Annotated in this window: 26 protein-coding genes, 1 tRNA gene and 1 pseudogene; 10 read left to right on the top strand and 18 right to left on the bottom strand. The window is 63.5% G+C overall.

All coding sequences use genetic code 11. From position 1 onward, the window contains the following. Positions 1 to 71 precede the first annotated feature (71 nt). From ureG to ureC, 7 genes are all read right to left on the bottom strand, one after another. On the bottom strand, positions 72 to 713 hold the full coding sequence (gene ureG / locus LB577_RS27140) for an urease accessory protein UreG (RefSeq protein WP_224689651.1): 642 nt from the start codon (positions 711 to 713) through the stop codon (positions 72 to 74). Beyond that, positions 710 to 1,150 (bottom strand): DUF3995 domain-containing protein, encoded by a 441-nt coding sequence (locus LB577_RS27135; RefSeq protein ID WP_224689650.1) that lies wholly within the window; start codon positions 1,148 to 1,150, stop codon positions 710 to 712. The genes ureG and LB577_RS27135 overlap by 4 nt, the downstream gene beginning before the upstream one ends. Next, positions 1,147 to 1,818 carry an urease accessory protein UreF gene (locus tag LB577_RS27130; protein ID WP_224689649.1) on the bottom strand — a complete coding sequence of 224 codons (672 nt, stop codon included), beginning with the start codon at positions 1,816 to 1,818 and terminating at the stop codon, positions 1,147 to 1,149. Before LB577_RS27130 ends, LB577_RS27135 begins: the two co-directional genes overlap by 4 nt. After that, positions 1,811 to 2,425: an urease accessory protein UreE gene (ureE, locus tag LB577_RS27125; protein WP_224689648.1), complete on the bottom strand. Its 615-nt coding sequence runs from the start codon at positions 2,423 to 2,425 to the stop codon at positions 1,811 to 1,813. The genes LB577_RS27130 and ureE overlap by 8 nt, the downstream gene beginning before the upstream one ends. 184 nt (positions 2,426 to 2,609) lie before the next feature. After that, entirely contained in the window at positions 2,610 to 3,203 is a 594-nt protein-coding gene (locus LB577_RS27120; RefSeq protein ID WP_023776057.1) for a hypothetical protein, read from the bottom strand. Between the two features lie 59 nt (positions 3,204 to 3,262). Further along, on the bottom strand, positions 3,263 to 3,751 hold the full coding sequence (locus LB577_RS27115) for a DUF29 domain-containing protein (RefSeq protein WP_224689647.1): 489 nt from the start codon (positions 3,749 to 3,751) through the stop codon (positions 3,263 to 3,265). A gap of 199 nt (positions 3,752 to 3,950) precedes the next feature. Next, positions 3,951 to 5,663, bottom strand: coding sequence for an urease subunit alpha (gene ureC / locus LB577_RS27110; RefSeq protein WP_411969341.1), 1,713 nt, complete (start codon positions 5,661 to 5,663; stop codon positions 3,951 to 3,953). 167 nt (positions 5,664 to 5,830) lie between these two features. On the opposite strand from ureC, the gene LB577_RS27105 reads away from it, so the two are divergent. Together LB577_RS27105 and LB577_RS27100 are read left to right on the top strand one after the other, a co-directional pair. Continuing rightward, positions 5,831 to 6,205, top strand: a complete 375-nt coding sequence (locus LB577_RS27105; RefSeq protein WP_023765527.1) for a hypothetical protein — start codon at positions 5,831 to 5,833, stop codon at positions 6,203 to 6,205. 114 nt (positions 6,206 to 6,319) lie between these two features. Next, complete coding sequence (locus tag LB577_RS27100; RefSeq protein WP_023765528.1) at positions 6,320 to 6,814, top strand: hypothetical protein; 495 nt, start codon at positions 6,320 to 6,322, stop codon at positions 6,812 to 6,814. 95 nt (positions 6,815 to 6,909) lie between these two features. Here LB577_RS27100 and LB577_RS27095 read toward each other — a convergent pair whose 3' ends face one another. The 5 genes from LB577_RS27095 to LB577_RS27075 are packed head-to-tail and all read right to left on the bottom strand — an operon-like array spanning position 6,910 to position 9,281. Next, on the bottom strand, positions 6,910 to 7,215 hold the full coding sequence (locus LB577_RS27095; RefSeq protein ID WP_023776053.1) for an urease subunit beta: 306 nt from the start codon (positions 7,213 to 7,215) through the stop codon (positions 6,910 to 6,912). Positions 7,216 to 7,221: 6 nt separating this feature from the next. Continuing rightward, complete coding sequence (locus LB577_RS27090) at positions 7,222 to 7,809, bottom strand: HupE/UreJ family protein (protein WP_224689646.1); 588 nt, start codon at positions 7,807 to 7,809, stop codon at positions 7,222 to 7,224. A 33-nt stretch (positions 7,810 to 7,842) separates the two neighbouring features. After that, positions 7,843 to 8,097, bottom strand: a complete 255-nt coding sequence (locus LB577_RS27085; protein WP_023776051.1) for a DUF1272 domain-containing protein — start codon at positions 8,095 to 8,097, stop codon at positions 7,843 to 7,845. Between the two features lie 10 nt (positions 8,098 to 8,107). Then, positions 8,108 to 8,410: an urease subunit gamma gene (locus LB577_RS27080; protein ID WP_013891781.1), complete on the bottom strand. Its 303-nt coding sequence runs from the start codon at positions 8,408 to 8,410 to the stop codon at positions 8,108 to 8,110. A gap of 28 nt (positions 8,411 to 8,438) precedes the next feature. Continuing rightward, entirely contained in the window at positions 8,439 to 9,281 is an 843-nt protein-coding gene (locus LB577_RS27075; protein WP_023765532.1) for an urease accessory protein UreD, read from the bottom strand. A gap of 202 nt (positions 9,282 to 9,483) precedes the next feature. Here LB577_RS27075 and LB577_RS27070 point away from each other — a divergent pair, with 202 nt between their 5' ends. The 3 genes from LB577_RS27070 (at position 9,484) to LB577_RS27060 (ending at position 11,870) form a co-directional block, all read left to right on the top strand. Further along, entirely contained in the window at positions 9,484 to 9,738 is a 255-nt protein-coding gene (locus LB577_RS27070) for an acyl carrier protein (protein ID WP_013891779.1), read from the top strand. Between the two features lie 4 nt (positions 9,739 to 9,742). Further along, on the top strand, positions 9,743 to 10,951 hold the full coding sequence (locus LB577_RS27065) for a beta-ketoacyl-[acyl-carrier-protein] synthase family protein (protein WP_023776050.1): 1,209 nt from the start codon (positions 9,743 to 9,745) through the stop codon (positions 10,949 to 10,951). A gap of 214 nt (positions 10,952 to 11,165) precedes the next feature. Then, positions 11,166 to 11,870: a glutathione S-transferase family protein gene (locus LB577_RS27060; protein ID WP_224689645.1), complete on the top strand. Its 705-nt coding sequence runs from the start codon at positions 11,166 to 11,168 to the stop codon at positions 11,868 to 11,870. Between the two features lie 24 nt (positions 11,871 to 11,894). On the opposite strand, the gene LB577_RS27055 is transcribed toward LB577_RS27060, so the two are convergent. The 5 genes from LB577_RS27055 to LB577_RS27040 all read right to left on the bottom strand — a co-directional run bounded on the left by LB577_RS27055 (position 11,895) and on the right by LB577_RS27040 (position 16,099). Further along, positions 11,895 to 12,203 carry a hypothetical protein gene (locus LB577_RS27055; protein WP_140574307.1) on the bottom strand — a complete coding sequence of 103 codons (309 nt, stop codon included), beginning with the start codon at positions 12,201 to 12,203 and terminating at the stop codon, positions 11,895 to 11,897. A gap of 92 nt (positions 12,204 to 12,295) precedes the next feature. Next, positions 12,296 to 12,907 (bottom strand): nucleoside triphosphate hydrolase, encoded by a 612-nt coding sequence (locus LB577_RS27050; RefSeq protein WP_224689644.1) that lies wholly within the window; start codon positions 12,905 to 12,907, stop codon positions 12,296 to 12,298. A 7-nt stretch (positions 12,908 to 12,914) separates the two neighbouring features. Continuing rightward, a complete protein-coding gene (locus LB577_RS33185; protein ID WP_263496238.1) occupies positions 12,915 to 13,040 on the bottom strand; it encodes a hypothetical protein in 126 nt (41 codons plus the stop codon). A gap of 15 nt (positions 13,041 to 13,055) precedes the next feature. Continuing rightward, positions 13,056 to 14,150, bottom strand: a complete 1,095-nt coding sequence (locus tag LB577_RS27045; RefSeq protein WP_224689643.1) for a hypothetical protein — start codon at positions 14,148 to 14,150, stop codon at positions 13,056 to 13,058. Between the two features lie 134 nt (positions 14,151 to 14,284). Then, a complete protein-coding gene (locus LB577_RS27040; RefSeq protein WP_224689642.1) occupies positions 14,285 to 16,099 on the bottom strand; it encodes a methyl-accepting chemotaxis protein in 1,815 nt (604 codons plus the stop codon). A 289-nt stretch (positions 16,100 to 16,388) separates the two neighbouring features. Here LB577_RS27040 and LB577_RS27035 point away from each other — a divergent pair, with 289 nt between their 5' ends. From LB577_RS27035 to LB577_RS27025, 3 genes are all read left to right on the top strand, one after another. Continuing rightward, positions 16,389 to 17,282, top strand: a complete 894-nt coding sequence (locus tag LB577_RS27035; protein ID WP_023765539.1) for a D-alanyl-D-alanine carboxypeptidase family protein — start codon at positions 16,389 to 16,391, stop codon at positions 17,280 to 17,282. A 321-nt stretch (positions 17,283 to 17,603) separates the two neighbouring features. After that, positions 17,604 to 18,533: a DUF1003 domain-containing protein gene (locus tag LB577_RS27030; RefSeq protein ID WP_224689641.1), complete on the top strand. Its 930-nt coding sequence runs from the start codon at positions 17,604 to 17,606 to the stop codon at positions 18,531 to 18,533. Between the two features lie 108 nt (positions 18,534 to 18,641). Next, positions 18,642 to 18,718, top strand: a tRNA-Arg gene (locus LB577_RS27025). Positions 18,719 to 18,809: 91 nt separating this feature from the next. Here the strand turns inward: LB577_RS27025 and LB577_RS33560 are convergent. Then, a pseudogene (locus tag LB577_RS33560) lies at positions 18,810 to 18,875 on the bottom strand (SEC-C metal-binding domain-containing protein); the annotation flags it as partial. A 235-nt stretch (positions 18,876 to 19,110) separates the two neighbouring features. Between LB577_RS33560 and LB577_RS27015 the strand changes: the two are divergent. Both LB577_RS27015 and LB577_RS27010 read left to right on the top strand, forming a co-directional pair. Continuing rightward, entirely contained in the window at positions 19,111 to 19,311 is a 201-nt protein-coding gene (locus tag LB577_RS27015; RefSeq protein ID WP_023769281.1) for a KTSC domain-containing protein, read from the top strand. 281 nt (positions 19,312 to 19,592) lie between these two features. Further along, the gene (locus LB577_RS27010; protein ID WP_224689640.1) at positions 19,593 to 20,453 is read left to right on the top strand and encodes an RNA ligase family protein; all 861 of its coding nucleotides are present in this window, start codon (positions 19,593 to 19,595) and stop codon (positions 20,451 to 20,453) included. Positions 20,454 to 20,605: the final 152 nt, after the last annotated feature.

The raw sequence follows: 20,605 nt of genomic DNA, 5'->3' as shown, positions 1-20,605 counted from the left end.
TTGCCAAGAATGCCGCGACCCACGTCCGCCCGCAACGGGTTTCGGTTGGTGCAGGAAGAGGCGGCTGCCGGTCAGGCCGCGGTGCTGGCGGCAGTGCCGGCCCTCAGTCCCCCATGCTCGACGATGAAATCGATGACCTCCTGCAGCCCTTTGCCGCGCGACAGATCGGTGAAGCCGAACGGGCGCTTGCCGCGCATGCGGCCGGCGTCGCTCTCCATCACGTCGAGGTTGACGTTCACATAGGGCGCCAGGTCGCTCTTGTTGATGATGAGGAAGTCCGAGCGGGTGATCGCCGGTCCGCCTTTCCGTGGGATTTCTTCGCCCTGGCAGACCGAGATGACGTAGAGTGTCAGGTCGGCAAGGTCCGGCGAGAAGGTGGCGGCAAGGTTGTCGCCACCGGATTCGATGAAGATGATATCGAGATCGGGAAACTTCCGGTTGAGCTCGGTGATCGCCTGCAGATTGATCGAGGCATCCTCGCGGATGGCGGTGTGCGGGCAGCCGCCAGTTTCCACACCGACGATGCGGTCCTCCGGCAGCGCCTGCAGCCGCGCCAGCATCATGGCGTCTTCCCTGGTGTAGATGTCGTTGGTGACGACCGCGATGGAGAATTCATCGCGCAGCGCCTTGCAGAGTTTTTCGGTGAGCGTCGTCTTGCCCGAGCCGACGGGGCCGCCAATACCGATGCGAAGGGGACCGTTGGCTTGGGTCATGTCGGGAACTCCGTGATGGCAAGGACTGCGAAGCCGAGCCCGATCAACAGGCACAGCGGCGAATAATAGCTGGTATCGAGCCGCGCGAAGGGCTGCTCGGGGGTCAGCCGGCGCCACCAGGGCGTGAAGCCGGCAATGCCGCGCCCGAGAAACACCAGCCCGATGAGCAGCGCGGTGGCGGCGAGGCCTTCCCTCGGGAAGGGCGATGCGAAAAAGCCGATCAGCGCCAGAGGCCACAACGTTGCCAGGGCGAGACAGGCGGCAACGGCGAAACTGGCGGATGGCGTCGGCATTTCATCGATGCCGCGAAAACCGATGACGGCATGGGCGCATGACGTGGCATCCCTGCCCGGCCAGATGCCGCCAATGCCCCAATAGACATGCAGCGTCGTGATCAGCAGCAGGACGAATGAAAGGACGAAGGCGAGGGCGATCATGAGCGGAACAGCCGCGAATATTGGGTTTCGTGCTTCATCGCCATGACATCGGAGACGAAGGCACAGCCGCCGAGATCGTCGAGCGAGGAACTGGCGGCGCGGGCAGCGGTTGCCAGGGCCAGCGGCTCGAAGCCCGCAAGCAGCACTGTTGCTTCCGACTGGCCGACGACACCCAACCTGATCGCCGCCTGGACAAGGTTGGAGAAGAAGGCTTGCAGGAAGGCGGACAGCGCGTCCCGCAGCGCGATGCCATTGCCGCCGGCGATGGTCCCGACAGCGATGCAATAGGCGCATTCGGCCGGCAAGCGCTCCAGCACGGGATTTCGCCAGGCCGATGCGGCCTTGATGAAGGCGGTACCTTGCAGCATGGTCTCGGTGTGGCGTTCGCGCGAACCGGCGAGCGCCTCGGCGAGCGCGGCCACTTCGACGAGATCGCCGACGTTGCGGGCGCGGCGCCAGGCCTCGGCGAACAGCACGGCATCGTTCCAGCCCGAACCCATCTCGACCAGCGTTTCCAGCCATCCGGCGAGGGTTGCGGCGTCGGCAACCAGCCCGTCATGCACCGCGCGCTCCAGACCGTGGCTGTAGGCAAAGCCACCGACCGGAAAGGCCGGCGACAGCCACGCCATCAGCCGCAGCAGGGCGATGTTGGAAGGCTGGTCAGTCATGGTCGTGGTGGTGACCGTCGTGGGAATGGCTGTGCGAATGGGAATGCTGTTCGCCGTGCGCGTGCGAATGCGCCTCCGAGTGGCTATGGGCATGCGCCTCCGCGTGATGATGGCCTTGATCATGACCATGGGCACCACCATGGGCTGAATAGGCGCCGCGCACCGGCTTGAACGGCTCGGAGACCTCGCGCACCGTGGCGCCGAGCCCCTCCAGCATCGCCTTGATGACATGATCGCGAAGGATGACGATGCGGTCCGCCTCGATACCCGCCGCGAGGTGACGGTTGCCGATATGCCAGGCAAGTTCGGTCAGATGCACGGCGTCCCGGGCGCGGACGTCATAGACGTCCTCCGGCGCCGCGATGATCTCGATATGGCCGCCACCCTCCAGCACCAGCCGGTCGCCGTCGTTGAGAGCGACAGGCTCGGGCAGGTCGACCAGCACCTTGCTGCCGTCGGCAAGTTCGATGGCGCGGCGGCGTAGATGCCGTTCGTCATGGGCCAGAACCGCACGGCCCGATGGCGCGCCGGTTCCGGTATTGCCGGCGGTCAGCACCGAGACGGCGCGCGGGAATTTCGTGAAGTCGGTGTTGAGATTGAGCTTCATTTCATCGAGCCTCCATTAGCCTGTGCCCGGACGAGCGCAGGGCGCGCCAGAACACGGTCGAAATAAGCGTTGAGGCGCCCGGACTCGATCGGAAATTTTCCGGCGCGGGCCCAGCCTCGCGATCCGACGGCCTTGTACATGGTTGGACCCTGCCTTTCCCTAAACTCTAGACCATGCGCCTTGGTCACACGATCGTGTCGAAGAGCCGCAGGATGAACGATATCTGATAGATCAGCGCTGCCGTGACAAAGGCGATGTGAAAGCGGCGGTCGCGCACCAGGATCGCGGCGATGCACAGCGCGACGAAGACCGGCGTGCGGAACAGATACTCGTTGCCGAAGCGGGCGAAATGCTCCGGCCCTTTCAGCAGCGTATCGATCACATCGAGCAGGTAGGTCGCCGCCAGCAGGCCGAAGAACCAGGCGCGGCGCGAATAGAAGAAATCCTCGTAGCTGGTGTAGTCCAGCATCGAATCCGGAAACAGCAGCGCGCATAGCAGGAACAGCGTGATCGCGTAGAAGATGATGAACAGGTATTTGCCGAAGGTCCACGTTTCGATGGCGTAAAGGCCGAACTCCCACCACCAGAAATGCACCAGCATCAGCAGCACCGAAGCGACCCAGGCCAGATGCACGGGATAAAGCCGGTATTGGCCCGGATGCTGGACGATGCGCGCCACGCCCGACAGCAGGCGGGCGACGCCAAGCCCGATCACCATGCCCATGACGATGCGGATATGCGGGAAGATGTCGTGGGGAGAGGCTATTTCGGTGGCCATGGGCGGATAATAACAATGCTCACGACGGGATGAAATATTTGCGACGGGCCACTTCGCGGCTACTCGCGAATAAGTTTATCCGAAGACCACGGCGTGCCTGGAAAATAGCCATGGTCCAGAATTTCCCTGATTGTAAATGGGCAATCAACAGGAAAATCGCGATCGCTCAAGCCGGTTTCGTCCAGCGCCTTTAACCTTGCTATCTTGAACTCTCGTCCGAGCATCTGCGCCGGATAGGCTTTCAGGTTCGGACTTTCATCGAGCAGATTTTCAATCCGATATCGCTGTTCACGGATTGTGAGCAGCCATCCGGTTTTGCGCTGCTCGGGCTGAAACTCCCATTTGAGCAAATGCAGGATCAAGGTGCCAAGCCTGCTCGCAATTTCCCTCTTGTCGCCCCGCCCCAAGCTCTCGATCTCGTCGGCAAGATTCTCGCGATCAAGATCGGACAGACGACCTTCGCGCAACAGCGCGCCTTGCTCGGCGCACCACTGAGCATAGTCCGCCTCGTAGGGCGTCAATTGCTGTTTGCGAAAAATCTTGTTCATGCAGCCTATATTGCTCCAATGGCCCCGAATTTCCAAGTTGGACGCAAAGGATAGGGCGATAAGGCGATCCAGCGAAAACTTTGTCGGCGTCGAGGTTGACCAACCGCGTACGGTTTTTGCGCTAGCGATTGACGCAATGCGCGCATCTTCAGTCAGACGCATAACCGAATTCATGAACCAGTCATGACCTGGGGAGGCATCAAAAAAGAAAATACCGCTGCGCCATCGGCAGCACCGTTGCCGGCTCGCAGGTGAGCAATTCACCATCGGCGCGGACCTCGTAGGTTTCCGGATCGACCTCGACATGCGGCGTGGCGTCGTTGAGCACCATCGAATGCTTGCCGATGCCGCCACGGGTGTTTTCGACTGCGACCATCTGCTTGTCGACGCCAAGCCGGCCATGCAGGCCCGACTCGAGCGCTGCCTTGGAAACGAAGGTCACCGACGAGTTGGTCCTGGCCTTACCATAGGCGCCGAACATCGGCCGGTAATGCATCGGCTGCGGCGTCGGGATCGAGGCGTTGGGGTCGCCCATCGGGGCGGCGGCAATCATGCCGCCGATCAGCACCATATCCGGCTTCACCCCGAAGAAGGCCGGGTTCCACAGCACCAGGTCGGCGCGTTTGCCGACCGTGATCGAGCCGATCTCTTTCGACAGCCCATGCGCGATGGCCGGGTTGATCGTGTATTTGGCGATGTAGCGGCGGACGCGGAAATTGTCGTTGTTGCCTGTCTCCTGCGGCAGTGAACCACGCTGGCGCTTCATCTTGTCGGCGGTCTGCCAGGTGCGGATCGCCACCTCGCCGACCCGGCCCATGGCCTGGCTGTCGGACGAGATGATCGAGAAGGCGCCGATGTCGTGCAAGATGTCCTCGGCGGCGATCGTCTCCTTGCGGATGCGGCTTTCGGCAAAGGCGATGTCCTCGGGGATCGACGGCGACAGGTGATGGCAGACCATCAGCATGTCGAAATGCTCGGCCAGCGTGTTGACCGTGTAGGGTCGCGTCGGATTGGTCGAGGACGGGATGACGTTGGGCAGGCCGCAGACCTTGATGATGTCGGGTGCGTGGCCGCCGCCCGCACCTTCGGTGTGGAAGGCGTGGATGGTGCGGCCCTTGATCGCAGCCACGGTGTTTTCGACAAAGCCGGATTCGTTCAGCGTGTCGGTGTGGATCATCACCTGCACGTCATGATCGTCGGCCACCGACAGGCAGCAGTCGATGGCCGCCGGCGTCGTGCCCCAGTCCTCGTGCAGCTTCAGCGAGCAGGCGCCGCCCAGCACCATTTCTTCCAATGCCGCCGGCAGCGAGGCGTTGCCCTTGCCCGACAGGCCGATATTCATCGGAAAGGCGTCGAAGGACTGGATCATGCGGGCCATGTGCCAGGGTCCCGGCGTGCAGGTTGTCGCCAGCGTGCCGTGCGCGGGGCCGGTGCCGCCGCCGAGCATCGTGGTGATGCCCGACATCAGCGCTTCCTCGATCTGCTGCGGGCAGATGAAATGGATATGCGCGTCGAAGCCGCCGGCGGTCAGGATCTTGCCCTCGCCGGCGATGATTTCGGTGCCGGGGCCGATGATGATGGTGACCCCATCCTGCGTGTCCGGATTGCCGGCCTTGCCGATCGCGGCAATGCGGCCGTCCCGGAGGCCGATATCGGCCTTGAAGATGCCGGCGCTGGCGTCGATCACCAGCGCATTGGTGATGACCGTGTCGACCGCGCCCTGAGCGCGGGAAACCTGGCTCTGGCCCATGCCGTCGCGGATGACCTTGCCGCCGCCGAATTTCACCTCCTCGCCATGGATGGTGAAATCCTTCTCGACCTCGATGAAGAGCTCGGTGTCGGCGAGCCGCACCCGGTCGCCGACCGTCGGGCCATACATCTGCGCATAGGCGGCACGGGTTACTCTGGCCATCAGCGATTGCTCCCGAATTGCGGTGCGGTTGAAGCCGGCTTGCACATTGTCGCCATCCAATGGTCATGCAATGACCCGCTGGGCGACACCTTCTGATCCCATTTGGCGGTTGAGGTTGGGGGGTCACCCCAAAACGACCGTTTGCCAAATCGATGGAAGGAAGATCCATGCGCAAAGCGATAGTTCTTGCAGCCGCCGCCACCCTCATGCTGGCTGGCGCCGCCAGTGCCCAGCAGCAACCCGCGCAACAGCCCGCCCAGGCGCCGGCAGCGCCCGCTCCTGGCGGTCAGCAGGCCGCGCCGGCGATCCAGAGCGTCAACATCGTCGACATCACCGAACTGCCGAAGGACACCCAGACGCAGGTCAACCAGGTGATCGCCCAGCGCGGCGATGACGGCCTGAAGAAACTGCGCAGCTCGATCGATGCCACGCCCAAGGTCAAATCCGCGCTGGAGGCCAAGGGAATGACCTCCGCGCAAGTGGTCGCGGCCAGCATGGAGCCCAATGGCGCGCTGACCCTGATCACCAAGAAAGCCAGCTGACGATCCGGCCTGGCGGGCCGGCATCCGGTCCGCCGGGCGCATCGTGAAGGGAACCGTGGCAAGGCTGGAAGCGTTTCGTTTCCCAGAGGTTGGAACGAACCACGAAAGCGAGCGATGACCGTCACGATACTGCCCGATGCCAGATGGCCGCATGCCTTTGCGGCGGCGGCCTTTCTCGCGGCAAGCATCCCGCAGGCCGTGCTCAACGCGCAGAGCCTCGAAAGCCCGGAGACCGTCGACAGGATCGTCGGGTCGCAGGTCAATCAGGAAGAGGCCAAGGCCACCGCGGAAATTGGAAAAGTCAGTTCGGCGATCGACCGCACGCGTGAAAACATCAGCACCGTGCGCAAGACGTCCAAGCTCGACAAGGTCGACATCGTCTTCCTCACCGATGCGGCACGCAGCGAAGGCGGCCCGCCGCCGGTCATCGAGAACAAGGTTCGGCAGCATCAGGACGATGTGGCGGAGCTGCGCAAGGAAATCGAGGCCAACGCCTTGCTCTTCAATGCCATCGATTCGAGGCGCGTGCTGGCCGAGGACGTCCTTGCCGTCGAGTTCGACGATCCCGGAAAGATCGTCATCTATGCGGCCGCCAAACCGCCTGGCTGAAAATCGCCCGGCTGGGCTGAAAGCACCGTGTGCTAGTGCGCTTGCCCCAAAGCCTGTCGCCGTCTTGGCGCCCCACGCATGAGATCCCACCGATCTCACAGCTTGCCCATCACCTTCTGCTGGAATCCATAGACCTCGCGCTTGCCGCCGAGTGGCACCAGCGTGACGTCGCGTTCCTGGCCCGGTTCGAAGCGCATGGCGGTGCCGGCGGCGATGTCGAGGCGCATGCCGCGTGCCCGTTCGCGGTCGAACTTCAGCCCTTCATTGGTTTCGAAGAAATGATAGTGGCTGCCGACCTGGACGGGCCGGTCGCCGCTGTTGGCGACTTTCAGGGTGATGGTCGCCAAGCCCTTGTTCAGTTCGATGTCGCCTGGTGCGGGGATGATTTCGCCGGGGATCATTGGACCTCACACCACGCCGAAGGCAAGGCCGACGCCGATCGCCGCGCAGGCCGCGCCCGCGATGCGGGCCAGGCCGCGAAACCTCTGGCCGAGGCTGAGGCCGGCGGCAATGCCGGTGGCATGGAGCAGCACGGTGGCGACGGCAAAGCCGGCCATGTATTCGAGCCCGCCGGCATTCTCCGGCACTTCGGTGCCATGGGCATGGCCGTGAAACAGCGCGAACAGGGCGATGATGGCGGCGCCAGTGGACACCGGGAGATCGATCGCCAGCGCCACCAGCAGCCCAAACGCCACGACCGACGCCAATATGCCCGGCTCGACGAACGGCAACGGCATGTGCAGCATGCCGAGGGCGCCTCCCACCAGCATGACGCCGGCAAAAGCCGCCGGCCAGGCCCAGATCGCCTTGCCGCCCTTGAGGGCCGCCCATAGTCCGACCGCGATCATCACCGTCATGTGATCAAGGCCGGAGAGCGGATGCATGAAGCCGGCCGTGAAGGAGGATGTCGTGCCGATGCCGACATGGGCATAGGCCGGCATGGCGGCGGCCAGGAGCAGGATCGCCGAGAGGCACAGGCGTTTGGCAGGGATCATTCTACTTGCCTTTCATTTGCGGTGGCGAAAGGGTCACGCGGCCTTGCTCGGGCCGCAGCCCTCGGCCTTGAGGACGCGCTTGGTCGAAGCCGGGTATTTCTTCAGCATCGCGGCGGGACGGATCGGCCGGGCCGAAAAATTGCCGCCGCAGTTCGGGCAGACGCCACCCAGCACGCCTTCCGCGCAGTCGGCGCAGAAGGTGCACTCGAATGTGCAGATCAACGCGTCCGTCGCCTCCGGCGGCAGGTCCTTGTCGCAGCATTCGCAGTTTGGACGCAGATCCAGCATTCCGGTCTCCTCACCTGATGGGTTCGTGCACGGTCACCAGTTTCGTGCCGTCGGGGAAGGTCGCCTCCACCTGCACGTCATGGATCATCTCGGCGATGCCTTCCATGACCTGGGCGCGGCTGACGACATGGGCGCCCGCCTCCATCAGCTCGGCGACCGGGCGGCCGTCGCGGGCGCCTTCGACGACGAAGTCGGTGATCAGCGCGATCGCTTCCGGATGGTTGAGCCTGACACCGCGCTCCAGCCGCTTGCGTGCCACGATTGCCGCCATGGCGATCAGCAGCTTGTCCTTTTCCCTTGGCGTCAGGTTCATGCGTTTGCCTGAAATGATGCGAACAGAATCACAGTGACCATAATTTGGGCAGTCCCGCCTCTCCATTGAGCAATCCGACGAGCGGAACCAGCCGCTGGCGCAACTGGTAGCCGTCCTCGGCGTAAAGCCTCGCAAGAAGCTTGCCAGATGTCCCTACGCTCCAGACGCTGGCGCCACCCTGGTCGCCGATGATCTCCCGGACCGGATCGAGCAGCGCCTCTGCCCGTGGTGACACCAGCAGCAGCGTTGCCACCGCGATCGCGCCGCCGGCGACAGCCGGACGGCCAAGGATCGCGGCGATGTCGGGTCCGATGCGGAAATCCTCGGCATGGATGAGGGACCCATTGCCACGGACACGCCAGCGGTCATGGAAATTGCCCTGCGCGGCACGTTCGCCCATTGCCAGGCGGCCAAAGACGGTCGCCTCCACCAGCAGCGCCTCGGCGCCGGCGGCAAGTTCGACATCCAATGTCCTGGCAAAGGCCGCCCGGTCGAAGACGATGGTTTCCTGGGGCAGCCACGCAATACGGCCGTTTTCGCCGACGGTCAGCTTGATCGACACCTCGGCGCGGTCGGACGCGGCGCGATAGACCTTCTCGCAGGCCTGGGTGGTTATCGCAGCGCTGGCATTTGCGCCGACATCCACGTCCCATCCGAGGCGGTCGCCGCCGGTCAGCCCGCCGGCGGTATTGATCAGCACCGCTTCCAGCGGTCCGGCCGAAACCGCCGGCAGCCTTATCTTGGCGGAGCCGTCCTGATAGAGGCGGCGCAGCCGCGTGCGGCCATCGATGCTGGCGCAGCCAAGCTGGGCCAGGCCAGCGGCGCGCTGGGCCGGTTGGCCTGAAAACTTCGTATATTCGATCGTGTCCACGCCGCCAGGTTAAGCACTGCGGCGGTTTTGTCGATATATAGCTTGTTGCTTGATGGCGTTTCCGTTTCTATAGAGGGAGCCACCTTGGTGCGGTCATGCGATGCCTGGCGGGGGTAGAAGGCGACAATCGCGGCCTGATATCGAGGACAAAAAGGCGCTGTTCAGTTGGCGTCGGGAAACGAAAAAGTGGGGAAGAAACCGAATGGCCGACCAACTGGCAACGGAAATCATCGAAAAGATCAAGGCCCATGCCGAGCCGGGCGGTGAGGAAATCACCACCGCCACCGAATTGACGGCGCTCGGCATCCATTCGCTGGAGCTGACGGAGATCATCTTCGATCTCGAGGAGCAGTATGGCATCGAGATCGAGATGAACACGGTCGATGCCTGGAGCAATCTGAAGAACGTTGGCGACATGGTCGAGGCCGTTCGCGCGCTGATCGCGAAAAAAGCCTGACCGAATGCTGAAACGCGTCGTCATCACCGGCCTTGGCGGCATATGCGGGCTCGGCACCAATGCGCCGGCAATCTGGGGCGAGATGCGCGCCGGCCGCTCGGCTATAGGCCCGATCGAAAATCATTCCCTGCACGACCTGAAGGTCAGGACGGGCTGCGAGGTCAAGGCGCTGCCCGATCACGGCATCGAGCGCAAGCAATTGGTGTCGATGGACCGTTTCAGCCTGCTGGCGGTGATCGCGGCGCGCGAAGCCCTGCAACAGTCCGGATTGGCCCCCCACGCCGACAATACCTATCGCATGGGAACCATTGTCGGCGTCGGCGTCTGCGGGTTCGAAACGGTCGAGGAGAACTATCGCGCCATCCTGGTCGAGGGCAAGAATCGCGCCGGCATCTTCACCGTGCCCCGGGTCATGCCGGGCGCCGCCGCCGGCCAGGTCAGCATGCACCTTGGCCTGCGTGGGCCTGTGTTCGGCGTCACTTCGGCCTGCTCGTCGGCCAACCACGCCATCGCCTCGGCGGTCGACCAGATCAGGCTCGGCCGCGCCGACGTCATGGTTGCCGGCGGCACCGATGCGCCGCTGGTCTGGGGCGTGCTGAAGGGCTGGGAGGCATTGCGCGTGCTGTCGCCCGACACGTGCCGGCCGTTCTCGGCCGATCGCCAGGGGCTGGTGCTGGGCGAAGGCGCCGGCATGGCTGTCCTGGAAAGCTATGAACATGCGACGGCGCGCGGCGCCACCATCCTCGCCGAAATCGCCGGCGCCGGCCTGTCGGCCGATGCGTCCGACATCGTCGCGCCGACCATCGAGGGCCCGGAAGCCGCGATGCGCTTCTGCCTGGCCGATGCCGGGCTCAATCCCGAGGACATCGACTATCTCAACGCCCATGGCACCGGCACCAAGGCCAACGACCAGATCGAGACCACCGCCATCAAGCGCGTCTTCGGCGAGCACGCCTACAAGCTGTCGGTCTCCTCGACCAAGTCGATGCACGCCCATTGCCTGGGCGCCTCTGGCGGACTGGAGATGATCGCCTGCGTCATGGCGATCCGCGAAGGCGTCGTGCCGCCGACGGCGAATTTCCGCGAGGCCGATCCCGATTGCGACCTCGACGTGACGCCGAATGTGGCCCGCGAACGCAAGGTGCGCGTCGCGATCAGCAACGGCTTTGCCTTCGGCGGCACCAACGCGGTGCTGGCCTTCAAGGCTGTTTGATCGCTGCGGTCACCACCGCATCCCTGCGGTCACCACCGGCAGTTACAACTGCCGGGCGATCCCGCGTGCCATCGGCGGTTGCGCCCGTCTGATTGGTTGGCGGTCCGTCATGGCGAAACCGTCGCCGCCATATTGATCACACCCGGCTGCGCGCCTAATTCTTTGCGGACCCGCCAGCACCGCGCTTTTGCGCATCCCCTTTCAGGAGTTCACCATGGCCGACCTGTCCGCCTTTCCAATCACCGCGCGCTGGCCGGCCAAGCACCCGGACCAGATCCAGCTCTATTCGGCAACGACGCCGAATGGAGTGAAGATATCGATCGCCCTGGAAGAGATCGGCCTGCCTTACGAGCCGCATTGGATCAATATCGGCCAGAACGAAAGCTGGACGCCGGAATTCCTGGCGCTCAATCCCAACGGCAAGATACCGGCGATCATCGATCCCAACGGCCCGGACGGCAAGCCGATCGGCCTGTTCGAATCCGGCGCCATCCTGCTCTATCTCGCCGAAAAGACCGGCCTGCTCATGCCCGTGGACGCCGCGCGCCGCTATGAGACGATCCAGTGGGTGTTCTTCCAGATGGCTTCGGTCGGTCCGATGTTCGGCCAGGTCGGCTTCTTCCACAAATTCGCCGGCCGCGAGATCGCCGACAAGCGTCCGTTGGAGCGCTATCGCGACGAATCGCGGCGGCTCCTCGGTGTGCTCGACGCCAGGCTGAAGGGCCGCAAATGGATCATGGCCAACGACTACACCATCGCCGACATCTCGCTGCTCGGCTGGGTGCGCAACCTGATCGGCTTCTATGAAGCCCGCGACCTCGTCGGTTTCGATGATTTCGCCAATGTGGCGGCATGGCTGGAGCGCGGCCTGGCACGGCCGGCCGTGCAAAAGGGCCTGACCATTCCGGCAAAGGCCTGAGGCGGACTGCCGCCCTGCTGCCTGCTACTTCGCTTTCGCCTTCGAACTGCCCTTGCCGATCACGGAGGCGGCAAGCGAGGCGGCCCCGCGGGCGGTTGCAACCACCGCACCTGCGGCGACATTCGCTGCGGTTCGGACGGCACCGGCTTTGTTCGGCGCCGCTTTGCGCGGGCTGGCCGTCTTGGCGGCCGGGACCACTTTTCTAGGTGCCGCCTTGCCGAAAGCGCCTTTGGCGTCTTTTGAGCGTTCGGCTACCGCGGGGCCAGCACCGGCTTTCGCTTGCGTTGCCTTCGCGGGTTTCGTCTTTGCGGGTTTTCTAGCCTTGGTTGCCATGCAAAATCCCTCACGCCACACAAACTGGTTCTGAGGCATAACGGCGCGAAACTCTTAAGGTTCCCGTCCAAGAATACCGAAAATTAAGCAGGTTAACCAATGACCAGGTCGGCCGCCCGGCGCCGTGCCAGCACGCGTTCGATGTTCGGCATGTCGTTGGAGGCGATCCAGGCGCGCGCATCGGCGTCGGAACGGCCATGCTCGTGCCAGCGCTCCATCAGGCGGCGCTCGAGCTCGTTGCGCGGCACGTCGACGAAAATCGAATAATCGAACAGCGGCGCCAGCCGCGACCACGGCTCCTCGTCGAGCAGCAGGTAATTGCCTTCGACCAGGATGAACTTGGTCGCGGTGCCGACGATCGCGGCGGCGGCGCGCGACAGCTCCAAGCCGCGGTCGAAGACGGGGATCGCGATCTCGGCCTCGCCGGCCCGGATTCGCTTCAGCAGGGTTTCGAAACCGGCGAAGTCGAAGGTTTCCGGCGCGCCCTTGCGCGCGCGCAGGCCGCGCGCGTTGAGCACGATGTCGTCATAATGGAAGCCGTCCATCGGCACGACTTCCACGGCTCCTTCGGGCAAAAGGTCATGCAGGCTCGCCGACAATGTCGACTTGCCTGCTCCCGGCGGTCCCGCAATGGCGACGATGAAGCGCTTTGCCTTGCCGGCGCGCTTGAAGATGGTGGCGGCGAGGTGAGCGATTTCGGACATGGGAGCCTCACTTGCCCAGATGGTCGGCCCAGATGGTCGGCCCAGATGGTCGGCCCTGATGGTCGGCCCTGATGATGCAGGACAATTTCGCCCCCATCTTGGCGGCAGTCGGCGGAAATTTCAAATCCGCCATTGCGCAATCTCGTGCCTATGCCGCGGCAGGCTGGCCGATGCGCAGGAAATCGCTGTCGAACGGCACGTCCCATGTCGAGCCGCCGGCCGACAGCCGCATGCGGCCATCCGTCGTGACAACCTCCTGCGGCGGTTCGCCACCCGGCAGCGGCATGGCGCCGATGACATGGCGAAACGAGAAGCTGCCGCCGAGCGCAAAGGCGGTCGCCACGCCCTCGCGCTTCAGCCAGTTGTCGCCGATCGAGGCGGCGTGGCCGACGGCGGCGCGCCCATCCTCGATGCCGAGCACGCCCAGATGGCGGCCGCTCCACGGCGCGTAGTCGCGGCCGCCATTGCTGAGCCACAGCATGGTAACAGGCAGTTCGGCCGGGTTCTTCAACACCAGCACCAGGTCGCCCTCGGCCTTGCGGGCCAGCGCCGTCCAGCCCGGCCCGCCATGGTCGGCCTCGACCAGGGTGACGAAATCCTCGCGCCGATCGTCCATGCGGTAGTCCGTCAGGTCGCATGTGCCGCCGGCGGCGGCAGGAAAATGGCCGAGGTCGGCCGACCGCGCCGGATAGGCGAGCATGAAGCGGCCGCGTGCGGGATCGGGCTCCAGCGGGTCGGCCGGCGTCGCGGCAAAGCGCTTCGGCGAAAACGCCAGCCTGCCGCCGCCCTTCATCGCCGTCATCGGGTGATGGGCGACGGAAATCGCGCCGTGGCCGCCGGAAAACACGTGCTCCTGGTAGAGGAAGGGATGGCCGTCGATGAGGGTGAGGATCTTGTCGACGCTGGCGCCCATGACCTTGTGGCGCAGCCGGAAAACGGCGCGCCAGCCACCGTCCGTGGCGCTGCTTTCGGTGATGTCCCAGGCGCTGTTGGCCGGCCAGCCATGCAGCGGCGCGTCCTCGACATCGCTGCGCGAAAACGGCGCGCACAGGAAATCGCCGGAGAGCCTAACGGTGCCTTGCGGCAGATCTTTCGGCAAGGTCTCGCCCGCGTCGACCCAGGGCGCGCGATGCAGCGGCTTCAACTGGCGTCCGTCGCCGTCGACGGTCATGTCGGCGATGTGGCCGACGGTGAGATCGAGCGAAACGGAAATGCCCCTGGCCTTGATCGTGCTGATGTCCATTGCGCTCTCACCCGATTCTGAAGGCGCAACCAGAACCCGTTCGGCGCGGCTTGCGCAAGCGTGATGTCGGGCATTTCGCATCAGCGCCGCTTTCACCCTCCCCACAGGGAACACAAGGGGCAGGGTAAGCAGACCTACTGCCGCTTGTATTCCCGCACCGGTGATTTTGTGCTGTCGGTGTAGGTGACCTGCACCGACATCGATTTCACGCTGTCGGCGACCTTGAAATAGGGCTGGTAGTCGTAGGGGATGGCATAAGGATCTCTCTTGTCGCAGGGCGGCATCTTGATCTGCTTGTCGAGTGCCGCGCCGTTCAGGCTGTAGCGGACTTCCTTGATGGCGCAGCGGTAGGACAGCATCTGCGTGAAATAGACCAGCCCATGATTGCCGCCGGCATCGAAGGCGATCCATGATGTCCAGAATTGGTCGAGGATCTGCTTGTCGCCTTGCTGAAGCGCCGCATCGGGATCGAAGCGGATGTCGAACGGACCGGTCTCGCGGCCCCGGATGTCGAGATATTTTATCGCGATGGTGGTCGCGGCCGTGCTGTCCGGCAACTCGAAGCTCGGATTGGGCATCGGCTTGCCGGTGCGCTGGTCGTTGAGTGCCAGCACGCCAGTATCGGTAAAGGCGCCGCTGTCGCCGAGACGCCAGGAAATCGCGGTCGCCGGCTCCGGCAGCGAGATGGTCATCGACCAGCCCTGGTTGGAGCGCATCGGCGTCAGCGACGGCGCGAAGCGGGCGGGGTCGAGCACGTCGCCAAGCGCTGTCAGCCGGCTGCGGCTGCGGTCCAGCCAATCGGCCAGCTGGGTCTGGTCGACGAAATATTTGAGCAGCCCGCCATCCTTCTCGGAAGCGACGAATTTCGTCAGCGCCTGGGCTTCGCCGCGCTTGTCGGCCAGCGTCTGGCTACCGAGGCGGTCTTCCGAAAACTCCTGCGCCAGGAGGTAATAGGCCGGCGCGTAGCCGGGATTGGCGGCGATGAACGCATTGAGCTTGTCGACCCGCTGGGCGTCGTCGAACTGCAGCAGGTGGACGAGCTTGATCGACGGTGCCTTGGCCTTCTCCGCAAGCTGGCCGAACACTTCGCGCGCGCCGGCCTTGCCGTCCTGCACCCGAAGCAGCGTGGCGAAGCGCGTATAGGGGTCGATGGCATCGACATCGAAGCCGGCAAAGGCAAGGTAGGCGCGCCGCGCGTTGAGCATGTCGCCCGACAGTTCGTAGACTCGGGCATTGTGGTAGAACTCGTCCGGCCGTTTTGGCTCGGCGATCGCCCCGCCCTGCGCTGCCAATTGGGCAAACCCCTTGGCGATCATGTCGATCGAGACGGCGATCTGCTCGGTCGTCGCCTGCAGTTTCTCCGCCTGGGCCTGCTGCTGTTGCTGGCCGGCGGCAAGCGTGTCGGTGGTCTGCTTGACCGCCTCGACGGTCTTTTGCGTCTCGGCGCCCTGCTGCGTCTGCTGCTGCTGGGCGGAGGCGATCTGATCGGCCTTCTGTGCCACCGTGTCGGTCGATTTCTTGACCTCTTCGACGGTCTTCTGCGTTTGCGTGACCGTCTGCTCGATCTTCGCCACCTTTTCGGAGACGATGCCGATCGACTGCTGCAGTCTCGCGACCGCCGGCACAAGGCTGGCGATGATGCCGTTCTGCGAGCTGGTCTCCTTCTGCACGGCATAGACGCCGCCGGCGACCGCCGCCGCACTGGTGGCGAACACCAGCGCCGGCAGCGCCTTGGCCGCCAGCACGAGCCGCAGAACGATGGCAATGGCGATGATGACCGCCGCGATCGATGCGACCAGCGCGATATAGGCGGCGAACGGCGCCAGCGGATTGAGGATGTCGGAAACCGCCCCGCCGACAAAGGCGATGCTGCCGGCCCATTTGCCGGTGCGGCTGAGAGATGCCCTGATAAGCGAGGGCGCTGCGCCCCCGGCCCCGATATTCGTCATGCCACCCCCCAAAGCCGCCAGATGCCGCGCCCCTTCCCACAGGAAACGCGATTCTGGCACAGAAAGATAGGAACGGGGCTATTTCGGGGCGGCCTTCGCAACCACTTCCTCTCCCCACTCCGCAGGGCGATCGCATATCACCGACCGCTCGGTGAGGGAGAGGAACCCAGGTCTCCGATGGCCACCATATTCCTGGGGCTAACCATCATTAACCAAATGGACGCATCAATCGCGTTACGTTAGCTTCGCCGCATCTCGAGCAACGGCCTACCAAGAACAGACCTGCCCCTTGTCCCACCTGCATCCCCTTTCGTTCGTCCACAAAGTTCTCGCGGCCTTTGCCTTGCTGGTGCTGCTGGCCGGCTGCTCGACCACGACGCCGCCGGATTCGGTTCTGGCCGTGCCCGCGCCGCCGCAGAAATATGCCGCCATCGTCGTCGACGCACAGACCGGAAAGCAGCTGTTCGAGGTCAACTCGACCGCGCAGCGCTACCCGGCCTCGCTGACCAAGATGATGACGCTCTATCTGCTGTTCGAGGCGATGGACTCCGGCCGCGTCACCAAGGAAACGCAGATCCCGGTCTCCGACCACGCCGCCTCGCAACCGCCGACCAAGATGCGCTTCCGGCGCGGCGAAACCATCGACGTCGATTCCGCCATCCGCGCCATCGTCGTCAAGTCGGCCAATGACGTGGCGGTGGCGGTCGGCGAATATCTCGGCGGCTCGGAGGATCAGTTCGCCGCCATGATGACCTCCAAGGCGCGCCAGCTCGGCATGACCAGCACCACCTTCCGCAACGCATCCGGCCTGCCAGACGACAGCCAGATGACGACGGCGCGCGACATGGCGGTGCTCGGCATGGCGCTGCATTCCCGCTTTCCCCAGCATTTCCACTATTTCTCCGAGAGCGATTTCATGTTCCGTGGCCGGCTGGTGCGCGGCCACAACGACATGCTCGGCCGCGTGCGCGGCGTCGACGGCATCAAGACCGGCTACATCAGGGCCTCCGGCTTCAACATCGTCACCTCCTACAATGCCGACGGCCGACGCCTGATCGTGGTGGTGATGGGCGCCGACTCGGCCCGCCAGCGCAACGACCATGTCGAGGCGCTGATCCAGCGCAGCCTGTCGCCCATGGTGGCCGACACCAAGACCCGGCTGATGTTCGCCGAACAGCAGTAGTCCTGCGGCCTGAGCCAACAAAGGTGGGCAGCCGGCTATTGTTTCACGACTGTCACGCAATTGTCCGGAAGCCATGGCATAGGCTGCGAAGACCGACGGTGGCTATGCGCCGCCCCGTTGGCGTATCGTCTGCCTGCGACAGGCAGAAGGCCCAAGGTGTGTTGAGATTCAGGTCAGGCCGAGCTGAAAACGATGGCTTTCGAGAACCGGAGCGGAGCGTACTTTTCGTACGTGAGCACCGGAAGCGCAGAAGGCCGTCGTTTGCAGGCCGGCCTCACCTGGATATCATCACACCTTAGCGCCACAGCAGGAGCCAGCACCATGAGCACCGTTCCCAAGGCATCCGAGCAGAAGGCGGCGGACAATGAGAACGACAGCGGCGGCGAATATTTCGAGGCGTCGACCACGCAGGAAGACCTGCACGAGGTTTCCGACGAGCATTTCGACACGCCCGAGGTTCCGGACTCCGAACCTTCAGGCCCCGGCGCATCGCGGTTCAAGCCGAAGAAGAAACCGTCGGCTATCTCGGGCCGCAAATTCCGCAAGCGCGACCTGGTGCGCATCGACACGCTGCGCCCGAGCCTCGCCGACCGCATCCACGCGGATCATCCGGACCTGCCCAAGGGCGCCCGCATCAGCCGCGAGGAGCTCGGCCGCTACCGCATGCGCTACATGGAGGAGCTGCTGCAGCAGGAGCACGGCGAGTTCTCCGAGCTCGACCGCCAGGTGGTGGAATCGATCGCCCGGCAGGACACGATTTCCGAAAACTCGGAAGAAGAGTTCGAGGAGCACCGCTCCTTCGCCGACCGCGTCTCCGACAACATGGCGGCCTTCGGCGGCAGTTGGTGGTTCCTGATCTCGTTTGGCAGCGTGCTTCTGATCTGGATCGGCATCAACCTGATCGCGGGCATGAGCAGCGCCTTCGACCCCTATCCCTTCATCCTGCTCAACCTCCTGCTCTCCTGCATCGCCGCTATCCAGGCGCCGATCATCATGATGAGCCAGAAGCGCCAGGAGACCAAGGATCGCCTGCGCTCCTTCAACGACTACCGCGTCAACCTCAAGGCCGAGCTCGAAGTGCGCCACCTGCACGAAAAACTCGACTACCTCATCTCCCGCCAATGGACGCGGCTCGCCGAAATGCAGCAGATGCAGCTCGACGCGATGCACGAGCTGACGGGTGCGAAGAAGGCGAAGCGAGCCGTGCGCGGGGTGCGGCGGCCAACGGTGAAGAGTGAGGCTGGGCAGTAGGGGTCCGCACAGCCAATCGCCAATTGCCCGTTGAAGCCCGCCCCGGCTTCCGCTAAGAAGCCGTGACTTGCCGGTTCACCGGCTGGTTCGTTTTCCGGTTCCCGGGAAGCACCCGTAGCTCAGCTGGATAGAGCGCTGCCCTCCGAAGGCAGAGGTCACAGGTTCGAATCCTGTCGGGTGCGCCAACAGAATCAAAGGTTACGCGGAGGGATCTTCAGTGGCTGATCTCATCCCACAGATTTGTCCCACATAACAACGAGATTGCCGCACGTTCCCCTATGCAACTCGGTAGTGACAGAATTTGTATTTGTCGCCCCTCCCGCAGGGGCAAGGTTCATTGCGTCAAACCTTCCGGGTGCCAGGTGGAAGCGGCGGAAGCGAATCCTTTGGTTTGACCGCGGCGCTCGCAACCACAGACATGCCACGAATAATCCGAATCGGCCGAACCGGCCCACCTGCCGCGTCCGCCTGGATATCGCAACCAACCCCGCCGCGATTCGTTGACTCGTGCTGGTTGATCCCAGCGCACTCTAGACCTTCCCGCTGGCTCCGGCCGGCGGGCCTTTTCGGGCATGCCGTGCCGTCGACCTCGATACGCAAGTTCGAATACGATCCAGACAGCAGGATTTTGTCGGTGTGGTTCGTGGCAAGCGGCAGGCATTACCAATTCTTGGACGTGCCGCCGGAGAGCTTTGCCGGGTTCAAATCTGCCTTTGCCAAAGGCCGCTATTTCAACGACCACATCCGCAACCGCTTTGCATTTCGGCTGGTGACATAAAGGGCAAAGCGTTCTCTAGGCATCCATCTCCAGCGGCTCGTGCCCTGGCTGCTCATGCCAGATGACCTGCCGCAGGTCGCGCTGGTCCACGGGCTGGCCACACGTCGGACAAGTATAGAGATGGTCAGCTTCGCTAGCCGGCGGCCCGCCGTGAAGCGTACCTTTGATAGCAGGTCCAAGGTCGGATAGCTTCGTCATAGCTATCAAACATTTGATTTACCTAAAATGTTCCGGAACCATTTTAGCGCGCGCTAATTGAATCGCACTATGCGGGTTAGCGCATGCCACTGAATTTCATCAAGCCCATGGAACCCGAGCTGGTCGACACGCCACCGCAAGGCGACGAATGGCTCCATGAAATCAAATTTGACGGGTATCGCACCCAGATTATCAAGGATGAAAACGGGATCCGTCTGTTCACCAAGAACGGTTACGACTGGACCGGCCGCTATATCGAACTTGCCGGAGAGGCGGAGGCGATCGAGGCGGAAAGTTTCATCATCGATGGCGAGACAATCACGGTCAACGAGGCTGGCTTGTCCGACTTCCCCGCCCTACAATCAGCCGTCACCAGCCGTAAGCCGTCGCGCGCCCTGTATTTGGTGGCCTTCGATCTCCTGCACCTGAACGGGCATGATTTGCGCAAACTGCCGGTGGAAGACCGCCGCGAAATCCTGCAGGAATTGATACCAGCCGTCGGCCGCATTCAGTTCAGCAAAGCCATGCCCGGCACCGGGGCCGCAGTCTATAGCCGGGTGGACAGGGCAGGGCTGGAGGGCATGGTCTCAAAGCGTAAGGACAGCGTCTACCGCAGCGGGCCGACGATGAACTGGCGCAAGATCAAATGCTATGCCGAAAAGGAAATGGATATCATTGGCGTGCAGCGCGAGGTGGGAAAGCCCGCAATGGTGCTCATGGCCGACAAGGGCAGATATGCCGGCAGCGCTTTCGTCACCTTCAAGGCCGATATGCGCCAACGCCTATGGGATCGCGTGCAAGGAAAGGTAGGCGGGCCAGCGCCTGTAGGGCTCAAGAGCGACAAGGCCGAATGGCTGAAGCCAGGTCTCGTCGGTCGCGTGCGATTCCTGAAGGGTGAGGAGAAGCTTCGGCACGCGAAGCTGCTGGACTACCGGGAAAAGTGAATGCCTGTTGCAAACAGGATCAGGAGCGCATCGCAAAGTGACTGGCTGGCCACGCAAAGAAAAAGCCCCGGACGTTGAACTGACCCCCGAAAGTTGGACACAACCTTCGGGGGTTTTGCATGTCCAGACATGGTGCGCGTTTCAAGCGCTTG

This window comes from Mesorhizobium sp. B283B1A, assembly GCF_020165735.1.
GTDB lineage: Bacteria > Pseudomonadota > Alphaproteobacteria > Rhizobiales > Rhizobiaceae > Mesorhizobium > Mesorhizobium opportunistum.
Note: the sequence above shows the minus strand (reverse complement) of the source record. Positions and strands in the feature narration are given on the sequence as shown.